We start from the raw sequence: 16,752 nt of genomic DNA, 5'->3' as shown, positions 1-16,752 counted from the left end.
CGCCCCTATTGGCCCTGGCTATTAAGCAGCCCTATCAAACGGGACATTTGATAGGAAATTTCTGTCACGCGGCCGTCACAGCCCCTGCTCCAGGGCCAGCAGTTCCTCCACCGTCTGCCGGCGGCGGATGAGGCGGGCCTCGCCCCCGTCCAGCAGCACCTCGGCGATGAGGGGCCGGGAGTTGTAGTTGCTGGACATGGACGCGCCATAGGCCCCGGTGTCATGGATCACCAGGAGGTCGCCCACCTGCGCCGGCGGCAGCGGCTGGGGCTGGACCACGCCGCCATCGCCCTGGGTGAACACATCCCCGGATTCGCACAGCGGGCCAGCCACCACGGTGGGCTGCAGCGGGCGCTGGGCGCCGTCCTGCGGCACCAGGCTCATGGCGTGGAAGGCGCCGTACATGGCGGGGCGCATCAGCTCGTTGAAGCCGGCATCGACCATCATGAAGTGATTGCGGCCGGCATCCTTCACTGCCCGCACCTCGGTGATCAGACTGCCGCACTCGGCCACCAGGTAGCGGCCCGGCTCGATCTCCAGATGCAGGGCGTGGCCCAGCAGCGCCTGGGCCGTGTGGCGGGCGCTGTCCCAGAGGCCGAAGTAGTGGGCGGTGTCGACCACAGGGTCGCCCTCCCGGTAGGGGATGGAAAGCCCGCCGCCGCTGGAGATCGCCTGCAGGTCCAGGCCCGCGGCCTTCACCTGCTTCACGAGATCGACCATGGCATCGCAGACCTGGGCCAGGTGGCTGTAGTCCACGCCGGAGCCGATGTGCATGTGCAGGCCATGCAGCTGCAGGCCCTGCGCCTTGACCTCGGCCAGCGCGGCGCCCAGCTCGGCGTGCCAGATGCCGTGCTTGCTGTGCTCGCCGCCGGTGTTGGTCTTGTTGCTGTGGCCATGGCCGAAGCCGGGGTTGATGCGCAGCCACACCGGGTGGCCCGGCGAGCGCGGGCCCAGCTGGCGCAGCATGTCGATGGAGCCGGCGTTCACGGGGATGCGGTGCTGCACCACGGTGTCCAGCGTCGCGCGGTCCAGCAGGTCGGCGGTGAAGACGATCTCCTGGCCCGGCGTGCCAGGCTCGTAGCCCGCGGCCAGGGCGCGCAGGATCTCGCCGCGCGACACCGCATCCACCTTCACACCCTGCTCGCGCATGAGGCGCAGCAGGTGGGTGTTGGAGCAGGCCTTCTGCGCGAAACGGATGGTGTCGAAGGCCTTCAGCGCCGCGATGCGCTCGCGGATGGTGGGCGCGTCGTAGGTCCACAGCGGCGTGCCGAACTGCTGGGCCAGTTGCTGGATGCGGGCGGGATCGAGGGGCAGGGTCATGGTCGGCACCGGGAGAGGTCTGGGATGCTTCACAGCATGCAGGCGCCTTTCCATATCCGCAAATAGCATTTTGTTCATCATGTATTCACGCTTGATATGCTTTCGGCATGAATCCCGACCTGATCAGCCACCGGCACATCGAGATCTTCCGCGCCCTGATGCTCAGCGGCGGCGTCAGCGAGGCGGCGCGCGCCCTTCACACCTCGCAGCCCACGCTGAGCCGCGAGCTGGCCCGGCTGGAGTTCCTGCTGGGCTATGCGCTGTTCGACCGCGTGCGCGGCCGGCTCAAGCCCACGCAGGCGGCCCTGAGTCTTTTTGAAGAGGTGCAGCGCAGCTACGCCGGCCTGGACCGCATCGTGCAGCGGGCCCGCGCCCTGGCCCAGGGCCACGAGACCGTGCTGGAGCTGCTGAGCCTGCCGGCCCTGACCCAGGCCCTGCTGCCGGGCGCCTGCAAGCGCTGGCAAGACCTGGCCCCCGAGGGGCGCATCAGCATCACACCGCAGGAGTCGCCCCTGCTGGAGGAGTGGCTCAGCGAGCAGCGCTACGACCTTGGCCTGAGCGAGCAGGCGACCTCGCCGCCGGGCACGCACAGCGAGCTGCTGTTCGAGGCCGACGAGGTCTGCGTGCTGCCCGACGGCCACCCGCTGCTCGCGAACGCCAGCCTGGCCCTGGAGGACCTGCGCGGCCAGGCCTTCATCAGCCTGGCCAGCCAGGACCCCTACCGCCAGCAGCTCGACGCCCTGTTCGAAGCCGCCGGCATCGCCCGCCGCCTGCAGCTGGAGACGCACAGCGCCGCCGCCATCTGCGAATGCGTGCGCCAGGGGCTGGGGCTGTCCATCCTGAACCCGCTGACGGCGCTGCAGTTCAGCGGTCAGGGCCTGCAGCTGCGGCGGCTGCGGGTGTCGGTGCCCTATCGGATCTATATCATCCGGCCGCTGCTGCGCAGCCGTCATGCGCTGCGGGCGAGTCTGTGCCAGGCCATTCAGGAGGAAGCCGCTGCGGCCCGCCAAGCCCTGCCACCACATTGAGCGGTGCCCGCCGCGCGGTGCGTCTGCCCGCTCCTCGCACAGCGAGTGCAAGGCATGCATTTCTGGCGTTAGCGCCTGACTAGAATCCCTTCACCATGGCAGAGCTCGTCGGTGGGCAGAAGGCGCAGAGGCCGCCCACCTGCGAGTTCGGTGTGATCCTGGGTCATGCCAGTTGCACCAGCCGATGGCATCCAAACCAACTCGAATCATCCAAAAAAGGGAGATCCATGATCGCACTGAGTCTTGACGAACTGCTGGCCGTCGCTGGCGGCACCAACACCCTGCCCACGGTCACCATCGACGGCAGCAGCAACAAGCCCGGCGACGGTGGTGCTCTGTTCGACCCGCCCCGCAAGGATCGCCTGACGCCGGAACCCGACGAGACGTCCCCTCCTCCGCTGTAAGAGCAGCGCCACCGATTCAAGACACCCACTCAGCGCGACAGCGCTGAGCACCTCGGTGCCCGCCGCATGACTTGCGGCGGGCACTTTTCATTGGCGCCTGCGAAATGAAAAAGGCCCGCTTGCGCGGGCCCCGTGGGAATCAGGACGGGGTCGCCCCCGTGCCGGATCAATAGAAGGAATAGCGGACGCTGACGTAGGCGTTGGGGCCGTCGGTGCTGTCCAGGAAGCTGCCGTACTGCGTCGAGAAGCGCGAGCGCTTGTCGGTGAAGTTGGTGATGCCGGCATTGACCACCATGTTCTTGAAGCCCTTGTAGCGGACGTTGAAGTCCAGCGTGGTGTAGCTGGGCAGGCGGTCCACTTCCTGGCCGTCCATGATGTGCGTGGGATCGTCGATGTTCAGGACGCTGGCGCTGGTGTTCGCACGCAGGCTGCCGGCCCAGGCGCCGCGCTCGTAGCCCAGGCTCAGCACATTGCGCCACTTCGGGCGGTAGTAGCTGTCCAGGCGTTCGGTCGGGTCCTGGTCCTGCACGTCGGACTGCTTGAAATGGAACTGGTAGTTCAGTTCGTTGCGCAGCGAGAACTTGCCACCGGCCAGCTCGAAGGCGTAGCGGCCCTCGATGTCGGCACCATCGGTCTTCACGCGGCCCACGTTGATGAAGGGCGTGACGATGGTGTTGAGGCGGCCATGGCGCAGGCCGGGGAAGCGTGCCTCCAGCGCGGGATTGCGCGGATCACGGATCACCAGCTTGTCGAAGCCCGGGGTGTCGAACTCGTGGTCCAGCAGGTACTGGCCGTCCAGCAGCTGGATCGCGTCACGCTGCTCGAGACGGTAGTAGTCCAGGCTCAGCAGGAAGTCGCGCGTCGGGTTGAACACGGCGCCGAAGGAGGCGATCTTGGTCTTCTCCGGCTTCAGTTCCGTGTTCGAGACCAGCAGCATCTTGGGGTAGTAGTGGCACTGGTCGGGCCCGTAGCCCAGCGGACGGCAGCGCACCCAGTCGGCCACGCCCGAGGAGTAGGCCGTGGTCTCGGCCATGTGCATCTGGGGCAGGGTCGGCGCCTTGAAGGCCGTGTTGTAGCCACCGCGCAGCAGCAGGCTGTCCGTAGGGCGGAAGGCCACGGCCAGCTTGGGGTTCACGGTGTTGCCGAAGTCGCTGTAGTGGTCGCTGCGCAGGGCCAGCTGCACTTCCAGCTTCTTGATCGGCAGCAGGCTCATCTCGACGAAGGCCGAGCTCACGCGACGGCTGCCATCCGAACCGGTGCCGCCATAGTTCTCGATGTTGTGAGCCTGGATCTGCGCATCCGGCGTGTCACGCATGGACTCGCTCATGAACTGCACGCCCGCGGCAATGCCCACCGGGCCGCCCAGCTTGAAGGCCTCGGGATTGCTGATCTTGGCGTCCAGCGTGCTCAGCTTGGACGAAGCCGTGCGCTCCACCGAGGTCAGCAGGGGGCGCCAGGCCGATTCGGGGTTCTTCAGCGCGAAGGGGTCGTAGCTGCCGGTCTTCAGGGCCTGGGTGACGGCATCGCGCTTGAGCAGTCCGTCCTGTCCCAGGGACAGGGCGTTGTTGCTGTAGCTCGCGGCAGCTTCCCAGTCATAGTTGCCGAAGGAGCCCCGGGCACCGGCGAGCACGCGGGTGTTGTCCGAGGTGGCATGGGACTGCGAGCGGCCGGCCTCGTACACCGAGCGGAACACCATCAGCGCTTCGCCACCGCCGAGCGCGGGCTTGTAGGAGCCCCAGTCCGGCATGATGTAGCGGTCAGCCTGGTAGGTCTCGATGCTGGAGTAGCTGTCAGCCCAGTCGGTCTTGTTGCGGTTCAGCGAGAGTTCGCCGAAGAGCTGCGTGTCCTTGCTCAGCTCGAAGGTGCCGACCAGGATGCCGGTAGCGCGCTTCAGGTTGGGCGTGAGCTTGGTGCCGCCATCGACGTCGGTGCGGCAGTATTCGTCGCCACGGTCGTCCACCTCGACGACGGAAGGTGCCGCGCAGCCGGGCATGGCATGGCGCTCGCCGGTGCCGACGTTGTAGTAGGAGCCCGGGCTCCGATCGGTGGCCCGGTTGTCCTGGCCGCCGATGGAGCGCAGGTCGTTCGTGCGGGTGAACTCGTGCTTGCCGGCGATCTTGGCGCCGCGCTGGTAGAGGTCCAGCGTGGCCAGCAGGTTGAAGCGGTCACGGCCCAGATCGCCGAAGCCGGCGGTGATGTTGGCCGAACCGGTCTTCAGGTCGCCCGCGGTGTTCTGCGAGTACTTGGCGCCCAGCTCCAGACCCTTGAAGTCGCGGCGGGTCACGAAGTTGATCACGCCGGCCACGGCGTCCGAGCCGTAGATGGCGGAAGCGCCGTCGCGCAGCACCTGGATCTCGTCGATGGCCGACAGCGGCAGGCTGTTCAGGTCCACGAAGGTGGAATCGGTGCCTTGCGCAAAACCGTAGTTGGCCAGGCGGCGGCCGTTCAGCAGCACCAGCACGTTCTTCTCGCCCATGCCGCGCAGCGACACGGCGGCGGCGCCGGGGGCGAAGGAATTGCTGTTGGTGCCGTCGAAGCCGCCGGTCGTCGAGCTCATGGTGAACAGGGCGTCCACCAGCGTGGTGGCGCCGGTCGCCTCGATGTCCGCGCGCTTGTACACCTGCACCGGCGACGGGCCTTCGGCGTCGATGCGCTTCAGGTTGGAGCCGACGATCACCACGCGCTCCAGCTGCTTCGGCGCCTCGTCGGCATGGCCGGCGGTGCAAGCAAAGGCGGCAGCGGCAGCCACGGTGCCCAGGGCCAGGGCCCGGCGTTTACCCAAGGAATGATTCATTTCAAGTACTCCTGCATGCGGCCACCGTTGATGTAGGTATGTGGCGGCCAGTCCCTCGTCTCTTGTGACACCAGCCGTGAGGCCGGCGCGGCGCTTGCCGGGCGCGGATTTCAGAAGATCCGCTGTCTGGCAGATCGCATTCTTGGGAGCGGATTACAGAATGTTTCGCTAATTTCCGGCGCAAGAATGGTGAGGCCTGCAGGCCACACTCGCGCCCTATCCCTGTGGTGCGGAACTCGGGAATTCGCTAGCACACCGAAGGCACGAACACCGCATTCGCTACTGGCGAACGCAGATAGGGGCGCCCGCCCATTGCCAGCCGCCCGTCAGGCCGATCCGGCCCTCGCACACGGCCCGCGCCTCCGGAGGGACCCTGAGAAGCGGTGCGGGCGCGTCCTCGGACGGGGCCGCCTGGCGCCGAAGAAAATTCGGCCTCGCGCGGGCCACTCTGCCAACAATTCACGGAGCTAGGGGCAAGTCCGGACCGGCGCGGCGGTGGGGACTGTGGCGTCGATGCCGCAGAGCGGGCCGGGGCGGGCCTGCGCCGAGGGCCGGGCCGCGGGCGCAGCGGGCATGAGCCGCGCGCTGCCCCCTGACGACAGCCAGATGCAGGCGCTCAGGCGCGCTCGATGCAGGCGTAGGCGCTGTGGTTGTGGATGGACTCGAAGTTCTCCACCTCGGCCCGGTAGGCTCCGATGCGCGGCTCGGCGTTGAGGCGCAGGGCCACGTCACGCACCAGGTCCTCAACGAACTTGGGGTTTTCGTAGGCGTGCTCGGTGATCCACTTTTCATCGGCCCGCTTCAGCAGGGGCCAGATCTCGCTGGACGCGCTGAGCTCGGCGGCACGCACCAGCTCGGCCAGGCCCAGGCTGTCGTCCAGCAGCTCGACGCGGATGGTCACCAGCGAGCGCTGGTTGTGGGCGCCGTAGTCGGAGATTTCCTTGGAGCAGGGGCACAGGCTCTTCACCGGCGCCGCGATCTCCAGCCACACGCGGCTGCGCCCCTCGCGGGTCTCGGTGATGAAGGCGCCCTGGTAGTCCAGCAGGCTCTCGATGCCCGAGACCGGCGCGCGCTTGCGCAGGAAGAAGGTGAAGCGGACTTCGATGCGGCCCTCGCGCGCTTCCAGCTTGGCCAGCATCTCCTCGTGCAGGGCGCGCAGCACGGCGGCGTCCAGCGGCTGCTTCAGCGCATCCAGCCAGGCCACGAAGCGGGACATGTGGGTGCCCTTCTTCTCGGCAGGCAGCATCACGTCCAGGGCCCAGGTGCCCACGGTGGGCTGGGTGTCGCGGTCCAGGCGCAGTTGCAGCGGATAGCGCACATCCTTGACGCCGACGCGCTGGATCACGAGGTGACGCTCGTCGCGCTCGCTCTGGGTGTCGGGGATGTGGAGACTGCTGGTGACTTGGTTCATAAGCGGGGAATACGGCCGGCCAGGGGAAGCACCGGAAGCCGCAAGCATGACACGACCCGGGGAAACCCGTGCGGGCAAGGTCTCTAAAAATGCCTGCCGCGTGACATCGGGCGCCGGCAGGGGCGGCAGGCCCGCAGGCCTGCCCGCGTCCTCACTCGTTGACGGCCGGGCGCAGCAGCTCGGGCCGCGCGCCGAAGCGCTGCAGGATGGACTGGGCGATGCCCGCCGCATCCAGGCCGCACATGGCCATCAGCTTGGCCGGGTCGCCATGCTCGACGAACTGGTCCGGCAGGCCCAGCTGCAGCACCGGCAGGTTCAGGCCCATGGACTGCAGGGCCTCCATCACGGCGCTGCCGGCGCCGCCCATGATGCAGCCCTCCTCGACTGTCACCAGGGCATCGTGGCTTTCGGCCAGCTGGCGGACCAGCTCGACGTCCAGCGGCTTCACGAAGCGCATATTGGCCACGGAGGCGTCCAGCTGCTCGGCGGCCTGCAGGGCCGGGTACAGCACCGTGCCGAAGGCCAGGATGGCGATGCGCGGCGCGCCGGCGCGGCCTTGCGGCCTGCCGGACTCCCGGCGGATCTCGCCCTTGCCCCAGGGCCAGGCCTTCATGTCCTTCTCGATGGCCGTGCCCACGCCGGCGCCGCGCGGATAGCGCACCGTCACCGGACCTTCGTGCTGGTAGCCGGTGTAGAGCGCCTGGCGGCACTCGTTCTCGTCGGCCGGGGTCAGCACGCTCATCAGCGGAATGCAGCGGGTGAAGGCGATGTCGTAGTTGCCGGCGTGCGTGGCGCCGTCCGCGCCGACCAGGCCGGCGCGGTCCAGGGCGAAGAGCACGTCCAGGTTCTGCAGGGCCACGTCATGGATCAGCTGGTCGTAGGCGCGCTGCAGGAAGGTCGAGTAGATGGCCACGACGGGCTTCAGGCCCTCGCAGGCCAGGCCCGCGGCGAAGGTCACCGAGTGCTGCTCGGCGATGCCGACGTCGTGGTAGCGGGTCGGGAAGCGCTTGTGGAAGTCCACCATGCCCGAGCCCTCGCGCATGGCCGGCGTGATGCCCACCAGGCGCGGGTCCTGCTCGGCCATGTCGCACAGCCACTCGCCGAAGATCTGGGTGAAGGTCGGCTTGGCCGGCGTGGCGGACTTGACGAAGCCCACGGCCGGGTCGAACTTGCCCGAGGCGGCGTGGTACTTGACCGGGTCGGCCTCCGCCAGCTTGTAGCCGGCGCCCTTCTTCGTGACCACGTGCAGGAACTGCGGGCCGCCGCGGTCGCGCAGGTTCTCCAGGGTGGGGATCAGGGAGTCGAGGTCATGACCGTCGATGGGGCCGACGTAGTTGAAACCGAACTCCTCGAAGATGGTGCCGGGCACCACCATGCCCTTGGTGTGCTCCTCGAAGCGGCGGGCGAACTCGTACAGCGGCGTGTTCTTGAGCACGCTCTTGGCGCCTTCGCGGGCGGCGGCGTAGAAGCTGCCGCTCATCAGGCGGGCCAGGTATTTGTTGAGGGCGCCGACGGGCGGGCTGATCGACATGTCGTTGTCGTTCAGGATGACGAGCACATCGCCCATCAGGCCGCCGTGGGCCACGCCTGCGTTGTTCAGCGCCTCGAAGGCCATGCCCGCGGTCATGGCGCCGTCGCCGATGATGGCCACGGCCTTGCGGTCCTCGCCCTTGATCTTGGCCGCCATGGCCATGCCATGGGCGGCGGAGATCGAGGTGGAGGAATGGCCGGTGCCGAAGGTGTCGTATTCGCTTTCGTCGCGGCGCGGGAAGCCGCTGATGCCGCCCAGCTGGCGCAGGCCGGACATGCGATCGCGCCGGCCCGTCAGCACCTTGTGCGGATAGGTCTGGTGGCCCACGTCCCAGACCAGGCGGTCCTCGGGCGTGTTGAACACGTAGTGCAGTGCAACCGTCAGCTCGACCGTGCCCAGGTTGGAGCCCAGATGGCCGCCGGTCTTGGACACGCTCTCCAGCACGTAGGCGCGCAGCTCGTCAGCCAGCTGCTTGAGCTGCGCACGCGGCAGGCGACGCAGGTCGGCGGGGCTGGCGATGGTCTGCAGCAAGGGAAAGCTCATGGGGGACCCTGCTCTTCTTGGATTCAGTTGTCGCGGTCCACGACCTTGTCGGCCAGCACGCTGAGCCAGGCCGTGTTCTCGAGGCCGCTGGCAGCCAGCGCCGCATGGGCCTGGGTGCGCAGTTGCTCGGCGTAGCTGCGGGCGCCGTCCAGGCCCAGCAGGCTCACGTAGGTGGGCTTGTCACAGGCCTGGTCCTTGCCGGCGGTCTTGCCCAGCACGGCGGAGTCCTGGGTGACGTCCAGGATGTCGTCGACCACCTGGAAAGCCAGGCCCAGGGCGGAGCCGTAATCGCTGAGGGCCTGCCAGGCCGAGTCGGAGACGTCGCCGCAGGCGGCGCCCATCAGCACGCTGGCCTGCAGCAGCACGCCGGTCTTGCGGCGGTGCATGTCGCGCAGCGTGTCCTCGGTCAAGGCCTTGCCGATGCTGGCGAGGTCGATCGCCTGGCCGCCCGCCATGCCGGCATGGCCGGAGGCTCGCGCGAGCAGGCGGCACAGGCGCGCCTGCAGCGCGGCGTCCATGCCGCCGTCGGGCGTCAGGACGTCAAAGGCCAGGGCCTGCATGGCATCGCCGGCCAGCATGGCCTGCGCCTCGCCGAACTGCACGTGCACGGTGGGCTTGCCACGGCGCAGCACGTCGTTGTCCATGCAGGGCATGTCATCGTGGACCAGCGAGTAGGCGTGGATCAGCTCGACGGCACAGGCGGCACGCAGCGCGGCCTCGCCTTGCGCCGCAGCCGCCTCGGCAGCCGCCAGCACCAGCAGCGGCCTCAGGCGCTTGCCTGCTCCGAGCACGGCATAGCGCATGGCCTCGCCAAGACCCGCCGGGGCATCGGCCGGCGTCCACTCATCCAATGCCTGTTCCACCTGCGCCAGACTGCGCGCGGCCCATTGATCAAACACGCCTGCATCCATTCCTTATTCGTCCTCCCACGGACGCATCTCGCCCGTCTCCAGCACCTTGACCTGCTGTTCGACGGCGTGCAGGCGATCCCGGCACAGGGCCAGGAGCTCGGCGCCCCGACGGTAACTGTCAAGTAACTGATCCAAGGGCAGCTGCCCCGCCTCCATGGCAGACACGAGTCGCTCCAGCTCATCGAGCGCCTGCTCGTAGCTGAGTTGCTGGGGGGTTCCTGGCTCATCGGATGATGCACCGGAGGCCAGACGGTGAGTCGCTGTGGCTTTGCTCATAGAAATGCGAAAGGCGCATTGTAGTGGGGTACCAACATGCCCGGCTTGCCGCGCGCTGGAGCAATGTAACCAGAGCACTGCAGCCAAAGGCCCTGGCCCTTGATTCCCAACTCAGCAAGCGGCGCCCCCGCGCCCCGGGTACAATCCCGCCCTCGCCCGCTGCCCCACCAGGCGGCGGACCTCGGGAGCCCGGCCATTGCATGGCGGCGCAGCACATCGACCTCCATCGACAGGCTGCGCCCCTCAGCAAGATAGGCCGGGCTTTTTGACACAAACCCGGTCCCGCACCTCAGGCAGCAGCCCCAATGACGGGCCCGGGGGGTTGACATTGGTTTCTTGGAGACCCTCTTGGATCATGTCCGACCTGAGCCTCACTCTCTCAGCGCTTGACAGCAGCACCACCCAGCTGCCCGTTTCCTCCTACTTCGACGAGGGCTTGTTCCGCAGGGAACTCGAGCTCATCTTCCAGCCAGGACCCCGCTACCTCGGCCATGCCCTGAGCGTGCCCGAGGTAGGCGACTATTACGCCCTGCCCCAGGAGGGCGAGGGTCGCGCGCTCGTGCGCACGCCGGAGGGCATCGAGCTGATCTCCAACGTCTGCCGCCACCGCCAGGCGGTGATGCTGCGCGGCCGTGGCAACACGAAGAGCAACATCGTCTGCCCGCTGCACCGCTGGACATACGACCTCAAGGGCACCCTCATCGGCGCCCCGCACTTCGACCACGACCCCTGCCAGCACCTGAACCGCTACAAGCTGCGGGAATGGAACGGCCTGCTGTTCGAGGACAACGGCCGCGACATCGCCGGGGAGCTCTCCCGCATCGCCAAGGCTCGCGACCTGGACTTCAGCGGCTATGTGCTGGACAAGGTCCAGGTGCACGAGTGCGACTACAACTGGAAGACCTTCATCGAGGTCTACCTCGAGGACTACCACGTCGGCCCCTTCCACCCCGGCCTCGGTCAGTTCGTCACCTGCGACGACCTCGCCTGGGAGTTCGGCAGCAACCACTCGGTGCAGACCGTGGGCATCCACAAGGACCTGAGGACGCCCGGTTCGCCCGTCTACAAGAAGTGGCACGAGCAGGTGCTGGGCTTCCGCAATGGCCAGCCGCCCGAGCAGGGCGCGATCTGGCTGACGCTGTACCCGCACATCATGGTCGAGTGGTACCCGCACGTGCTGGTGGTTTCCACCCTGCATCCCAAGGGCCCGCAGAAGACGACCAACATCGTCGAGTTCTACTACCCCGAGGAGATCGCCGCCTTCGAGCGCGAGTTCGTCGAAGCCAACCAGGCCGCCTACATGGAGACCTGCATCGAGGACGACGAAATTGCCGAGCGCATGGACTGGGGCCGCAAGGCCCTGATGGACCGCGGCGACAACGAGGTCGGGCCCTACCAGAGCCCCATGGAGGACGGCATGAAGCACTTCCATGAGTGGTACCGCCGCGAAATGAAGTTCTGACGCCCCCGCGTCCGCCAACCGCCCATCGGCCCCGCGCCCTGGGCGGTTTTTCTTTGCCACTACAGTCCGCCGCACGATGCCTGCTTCCCTCATGATGGCCCTGGCCACCCTGCTCTTCGCCACCATGGGCGTCTGCGTCAAGCTGGCCTCGGCCGAGTACAGCTCGGGCGAGATCGTCATGTACCGCGGGCTGGTCGGTTTGGTCATGGTCTCAGGACTGGTGCTGGCTCGCGGGCTGAGCCTGCGCACCGCGGTGCCGGCCATGCATTTCTGGCGGGGCCTTTCCGGCGTGGCGGCGCTGTCCCTGTGGTTCTATGCCATCGGCAAACTGCCCCTGCCGACGGCGATGACGCTGAACTACATGTCCTCGGTCTGGATGGCCCTGTTCCTGATCGGCGGCAGCGTGTTGATGGGCGGCCGCCGCGTGGACGGCCGCCTGGTGGCCTGCGTGCTGGCGGGCTTTCTGGGCGTGGCCCTGGTGCTGCGCCCCAGCATGCACCAGGAGCAGGCCTGGTACGGCCTGGCCGGCCTGCTGGCGGGCATGCTGGCCGCCCTGGCCTATCTGCAGGTCACGGCCCTGGGGCGGGCGGGGGAGCCGGAGTACCGCATCGTCTTCTACTTCTCGCTGGGTGGCGCGCTGGCCGGCGCGCTGGTCAATGTCGCGCAGCAATGGGGCCAGCCCCAGGCTTGGCACGGCCACAGTGGCCGCGGCCTGATGCTGCTGCTGGCCGTGGGCCTGTTGGCCACTGCGGCCCAGCTGCTGATGACGGCCGCCTACCGCAAGGGCCGCACGCTGGTGAACGCCAGCCTGCAGTACCTGGGCATCGTCTTCTCCTGCCTCTACGGCGTCTGGATCTTCCAGGAACACCTGGAGCCCGCTGCGATACTGGGCATGCTGCTGATCGTCGGCGCCGGCCTCGCGGCCACGCTGCTGCGCACCCGCAGCCTCCCTTCCGACAGCCCGCAAGGCACGAGCGAATCATGAGCCACACCACCCTGATCAGCGCCCAGGAACTGCAAGCCCTGCAGGCCGCTGCCCGCCCTCTCCTGCTGCTGGACGTCAGCTTCGACCTGGCGGACACCGCCGCCGGCGAGCGCGCCTATGCCCAGGGCCACCTGCCCGGCGCCCACTACCTGCACCTGGACCGCGATCTCAGCGGCGCCAAGGCGGCGGAGGGTCAGGTCTTTACCGGCCGCCACCCGCTGCCCGAGCCGGCCGCCTTCGCGCAGCGCCTGGCGGCCCTGGGGCTGGACGCCGGCATGCAGGTCGTGGCCTATGACGGCCAGGGGGGCATGTACGCCGCCCGCGTCTGGTGGATGCTGCGCTGGCTGGGCCACGAGGCCGTGGCCGTGCTGGACGGCGGCCTCGCCGCCTGGCAGGCGGCCGGCGGCGCGCTGGGCACCGACCTCCCCGCCACCCGCGCCGGCAGCTTCCAGGCCAGCGCCTCGCTCGCCCCATCGATCCAGGCCGACTCGTTGCAGGCCCAGCTGGGCCGCGTGCGCCTGCTGGATGCCAGGGCCGGCGAACGCTACCGCGGCGAGGTCGAGCCCCTGGACAAGCAGGCCGGCCACATCCCCGGCGCGCTGAACCGCTTCTTCAAGGACAACCTGCAGGCCGACGGCCGCTTCAAGCCGGCAGACGCTTTGCGGGCGGACTTCGAAGCCCTGCTGCCGCCCTTCGCCGCCTCGGAAGTCGTGCACCAGTGCGGCTCCGGCGTCACCGCCTGCCACAACCTGCTGGCCATGGAGCATGCGGGCCTGCGCGGCTCGCGTCTCTACCCGGGGTCGTGGAGCGAATGGTCGGCCGATCCGCGCCGGCCGGTGGCCCAGGGCTGAGCCCCTGACGCCCTCGCGGCGATGCGAGCCCGAGTCTTGACATAGCGCAAGCGCGGCGGCCTACTGAACAGCAACACTCTGTGCATCAGCACCGGATTTCAGCAGCGGCCGACACAGCCGCCCAAGAGGTCCGGCGAGGTCTTCACCCAAGGCTTTCAGGATCAGCTCAAAGGAGGCTCGCATGTACAAGCGCATCATCGTCCCGACCGACGGTTCCGACATCACCGCCAAGGCCCTCGAACAGGCCCTGGCCCTGGCCCAGGAACTGGGCGCCAAGATCTTCGCGATCAGCGTCAAGGAACCCTTCCCCTATAGCGCCGTCTCCGAGATGCAGCCCACGCCGCCGCAGGAGTTCTTCGACGCCCAGGAACGCATCGCCCAGACCCGCCTGCGCACCGTGCTGGCCGCCGCCGAGAAGGCCGGCGTGCCCGCCGAGGCGCACAGCATCGAGGCCCTGCACCCGTGGGAGGCCATCATCGAACACGCCAAGCGCGTGGAGGCTGACCTCGTGGTGATGGCCTCGCACGGCCGCCGCGGCGTGCAGGCTCTGCTGCTGGGCAGTGAGACCCAGAAGGTCCTGACCCACTCGACCATCCCGGTCCTCGTGGTGCGCTGAGACCCCGCGCTCCTCGACAAGGCCCGCCCCCGAGGCGGGCTTTTTTCATGGGCGCGTGTTCAGTGGCTGCTGCCCAGCACCAGCACGATGAAGCCCATGCCCGCGGCCAGCCAGAAGAGCTGGGCGGCCGTTTCGCGCCAGGGCAGGCGGCGTTGCAGCTGGGGGATCAGGTCCGCCACGGCCACGTAGATGAAGCTGCTGGAGGCCAGCACCAGCAGATAGGGGAACAGGGACTCCCAAGGGCCCACGACGAAGTAGCCCAGCAGGCCGCCCGCCACTGCAGCCAGGCCGGACAGCGCGTTGAACAGCAGGGCCTTGCCACGGCTGAAGCCGGCGTTGAGCAGCACGATGTAGTCACCCACCTCCTGCGGGATCTCATGGGCGATGATGGCCGCCGCCGTGACCCAGCCCAGGTGCTGGTCCGCCAGGAAGGCGGCCGCGATGATGAGGCCGTCGCAGAAGTTGTGGATGCTGTCCCCCACCAGCACGGAGAGCCCGCCGCGCCCCGCCTGCTCCGCATCGAAATGATGGTGGTGGTGGTGGCCGTCGCCCTCGTGGTGGTGGGTGTGGCGGTACAGCTCGGCCTTCTCCAGCAGGAAGAAGAACATCAGCCCGCCCAGCAGGGTCATGAAGAGGGCGTGAGGGCTGGCCTGGCGCTCGAAGGCCTCGGGCAGCACATGCAGCAGGGCCGTGGCCAGCAGCACACCGGTGGAGAGGCTGACCAGATGCCGCACCAGGCGCCCCAGCAGGGCCACCGTGAGGCTGGCGGCGATCAGCACGGAGAGCAGGCCGCCAACGAAGGTGGCGAGCAGGATGTAGGACAGGGTCATGCGTGAGGCGAGGCGCGCCGTCATGCCCGGCGCTCGACAACAAAAGGCGCACCGGGTGGCGCGCCTTCAGGGTTTGCACATGCCGGGATTCTCTCAGACCTGTCAATGGCCTCGCCGGAGTCGGGCCGCCGGGCAGAGCGGCAAGCGGAACGACAAGCTTTGTGCAGGCCGCCACACCCCGCGCACGCTTACACAACGACACGCCGCATCAGCCGCGACAATCCGTCGCCATGAACGCGCTCCGCACCGATTCCACGCTCGCCCCGACCGGCGAGGCCCTGGCCGCCATCGACATGGGTTCCAACAGCTTCCGGCTGGAGATCGCCCAGCTGTACCGCGGCCAGTACAAGCGCCAGCTCTACCTGAAGAAGACGGTGCGGCTCGGTGCCGGCCTGGACGGCGACAACATGCTCACCGCCGAGGCCATGCAGCGCGGCCTGGACTGCCTAGCCGGCTTTGCCGAGCACCTGCGCGACTTCCCGGCCGGCCGCGTGCGCGCCGTCGCCACCCAGACCCTGCGCGAGGCGCGCAACCGCAACGCCTTCCTGGAGCTGGCGCAGAAGACGCTGGGCCATGGCATCGAGGTCATCTCGGGCCGCGAGGAGGCCCGCCTGATCTTCGCCGGCGTGGCCCGGCTGCAGCCCTCCGAGCGGCCGCGCCTGGTGATCGACATCGGCGGGCGCTCCACCGAGATGATCCTGGGCCTGGGCCGCAAGCCGCTGAAGGCCGAGTCCTTCCAGATCGGCAGCGTCAGCCTGTCCCTGCGCTATTTCCCCGACGGCCGCTTCACGCCCGAGGCCTTCCGCGCGGCCCAGGTGGCCGCCGGTGCCGAGCTGGAAGAGGCGCTGAACCTCTTCGCCCGCGAGCGCTCCCAGCCGGTCTGGCAGGAGGCCCTGGGCTCCTCGGGCACCGTGGGGGCCGTCTCGCAGCTGCTGGCCGCCAGCGGCGTCACCGACGGCAGCATCACGCCCGAGGCCCTGCGCTGGTGCATCGAGCGCTGCCTGGACGCCGGCCACATGGACGCGCTGGACCTGCCCGGCCTCAAGGACGACCGCCGCGCCGTGGTGGGCGGCGGCCTGTGCATCCTCTACACCCTGCTGAGCCAGTTCCAGATCGAACGCCTGCAGCCAGCCAAGGGTGCGCTGCGCCAGGGCGTGGTCTTCGACCTCGCCGAGCGGCTGCAGGCCAGCCAGGGTGAGCTCAGCCGCGGCCGTGACATGCGCGACCAGTCCGTGGCCGCCCTGCAGCTGCGCTTCGGCGTGGACACCGAGCAGGCCCAGCGCGTGCAAGACCTGACCCTGCAGCTGCACGAGCAGCTCGCCCCCAAGGCCGAGCGCGAGCGCCAGCGCGAGCTGGCCTGGGCGGCCAAGCTGCATGAGATCGGCATGATGGTGTCGCACCACGACCACCACCGCCACAGCGCCTACCTGCTGGCCCATGTGGATGCCCCCGGCTTCTCCCAGAACCAGCTGCGCCGCCTGGGCGACCTGGCCCTGGGCCAGCGCGGCGGCCTGCGCAAGCTGGAGCAGGAGCTGCAGGACGACAGCCTGCTGTGGCAGCTGCTGGCCCTGCGCCTGGCGCTGATCATGTGCCATGCCCGCCAGCCCATCGCCCCTCAGGCCATGCGCCTGCAGCGCGAGGGTGACCGGGTGACGGTGCGCATGGCCGAGGGCTGGGCGCCTTCGCACCCGCGGGCGCTGTACCTGCTCAGCGAGGAGCTGGAGGCCTGGCGCAAGCTGGGTCGCCTGCAGCTGAGCCTCCAGACCTGAGGCCGCGCCGGCGGCCCGGCT

At 68.6% G+C, this 16,752-nt stretch carries 14 protein-coding genes; 7 read left to right on the top strand and 7 right to left on the bottom strand.

Features of this window, described 5'->3' with window-relative positions; all coding sequences use genetic code 11:
* Nucleotides 1-75: 75 nt before the first annotated feature.
* A complete protein-coding gene (gene lysA, locus ABDJ40_RS05785; protein ID WP_347607241.1) occupies nucleotides 76-1,320 on the bottom strand; it encodes a diaminopimelate decarboxylase in 1,245 nt (414 codons plus the stop codon).
* Nucleotides 1,321-1,427: 107 nt separating this feature from the next.
* On the opposite strand from lysA, the gene ABDJ40_RS05780 reads away from it, so the two are divergent.
* Entirely contained in the window at nucleotides 1,428-2,348 is a 921-nt protein-coding gene (locus tag ABDJ40_RS05780; RefSeq protein ID WP_347607238.1) for a LysR family transcriptional regulator, read from the top strand.
* 227 nt (nucleotides 2,349-2,575) lie between these two features.
* On the top strand, nucleotides 2,576-2,752 hold the full coding sequence (locus ABDJ40_RS05775; protein WP_347607236.1) for a hypothetical protein: 177 nt from the start codon (nucleotides 2,576-2,578) through the stop codon (nucleotides 2,750-2,752).
* A 166-nt stretch (nucleotides 2,753-2,918) separates the two neighbouring features.
* Here ABDJ40_RS05775 and ABDJ40_RS05770 read toward each other — a convergent pair whose 3' ends face one another.
* The 5 genes from ABDJ40_RS05770 to xseB form a co-directional block, all read right to left on the bottom strand.
* Complete coding sequence (locus ABDJ40_RS05770; protein ID WP_347607234.1) at nucleotides 2,919-5,546, bottom strand: TonB-dependent receptor plug domain-containing protein; 2,628 nt, start codon at nucleotides 5,544-5,546, stop codon at nucleotides 2,919-2,921.
* A gap of 616 nt (nucleotides 5,547-6,162) precedes the next feature.
* On the bottom strand, nucleotides 6,163-6,957 hold the full coding sequence (folE2, locus tag ABDJ40_RS05765) for a GTP cyclohydrolase FolE2 (protein WP_269631420.1): 795 nt from the start codon (nucleotides 6,955-6,957) through the stop codon (nucleotides 6,163-6,165).
* A gap of 151 nt (nucleotides 6,958-7,108) precedes the next feature.
* Nucleotides 7,109-9,031: a 1-deoxy-D-xylulose-5-phosphate synthase gene (dxs, locus tag ABDJ40_RS05760; RefSeq protein WP_347607230.1), complete on the bottom strand. Its 1,923-nt coding sequence runs from the start codon at nucleotides 9,029-9,031 to the stop codon at nucleotides 7,109-7,111.
* 23 nt (nucleotides 9,032-9,054) lie between these two features.
* Nucleotides 9,055-9,942: a polyprenyl synthetase family protein gene (locus ABDJ40_RS05755; RefSeq protein WP_347607227.1), complete on the bottom strand. Its 888-nt coding sequence runs from the start codon at nucleotides 9,940-9,942 to the stop codon at nucleotides 9,055-9,057.
* A gap of 3 nt (nucleotides 9,943-9,945) precedes the next feature.
* A complete protein-coding gene (gene xseB / locus ABDJ40_RS05750; RefSeq protein ID WP_430765598.1) occupies nucleotides 9,946-10,218 on the bottom strand; it encodes an exodeoxyribonuclease VII small subunit in 273 nt (90 codons plus the stop codon).
* 355 nt (nucleotides 10,219-10,573) lie between these two features.
* On the opposite strand from xseB, the gene ABDJ40_RS05745 reads away from it, so the two are divergent.
* From ABDJ40_RS05745 to ABDJ40_RS05730, 4 genes are all read left to right on the top strand, one after another.
* Entirely contained in the window at nucleotides 10,574-11,680 is a 1,107-nt protein-coding gene (locus ABDJ40_RS05745; protein ID WP_347607224.1) for an aromatic ring-hydroxylating oxygenase subunit alpha, read from the top strand.
* A gap of 76 nt (nucleotides 11,681-11,756) precedes the next feature.
* A complete protein-coding gene (locus tag ABDJ40_RS05740; RefSeq protein WP_347607221.1) occupies nucleotides 11,757-12,665 on the top strand; it encodes a DMT family transporter in 909 nt (302 codons plus the stop codon).
* Entirely contained in the window at nucleotides 12,662-13,516 is an 855-nt protein-coding gene (locus ABDJ40_RS05735; RefSeq protein WP_347607218.1) for a sulfurtransferase, read from the top strand. Before ABDJ40_RS05740 ends, ABDJ40_RS05735 begins: the two co-directional genes overlap by 4 nt.
* 181 nt (nucleotides 13,517-13,697) lie before the next feature.
* The gene (locus ABDJ40_RS05730) at nucleotides 13,698-14,132 is read left to right on the top strand and encodes a universal stress protein (RefSeq protein ID WP_269631427.1); all 435 of its coding nucleotides are present in this window, start codon (nucleotides 13,698-13,700) and stop codon (nucleotides 14,130-14,132) included.
* Between the two features lie 59 nt (nucleotides 14,133-14,191).
* Here the strand turns inward: ABDJ40_RS05730 and ABDJ40_RS05725 are convergent, their stop codons facing one another.
* Nucleotides 14,192-14,986: a ZIP family metal transporter gene (locus ABDJ40_RS05725; protein ID WP_269631428.1), complete on the bottom strand. Its 795-nt coding sequence runs from the start codon at nucleotides 14,984-14,986 to the stop codon at nucleotides 14,192-14,194.
* A gap of 206 nt (nucleotides 14,987-15,192) precedes the next feature.
* On the opposite strand from ABDJ40_RS05725, the gene ABDJ40_RS05720 reads away from it, so the two are divergent.
* A complete protein-coding gene (locus tag ABDJ40_RS05720; protein ID WP_347607213.1) occupies nucleotides 15,193-16,731 on the top strand; it encodes a Ppx/GppA phosphatase family protein in 1,539 nt (512 codons plus the stop codon).
* Nucleotides 16,732-16,752 lie beyond the last annotated feature (21 nt).

The organism is Roseateles flavus (genome assembly GCF_039872765.1).
Classification (GTDB): domain Bacteria; phylum Pseudomonadota; class Gammaproteobacteria; order Burkholderiales; family Burkholderiaceae_C; genus Roseateles_B; species Roseateles_B flavus.
The sequence above is the reverse complement of the archived record's forward strand: the minus strand, read 5'-3'. Positions and strand labels throughout refer to the sequence as shown.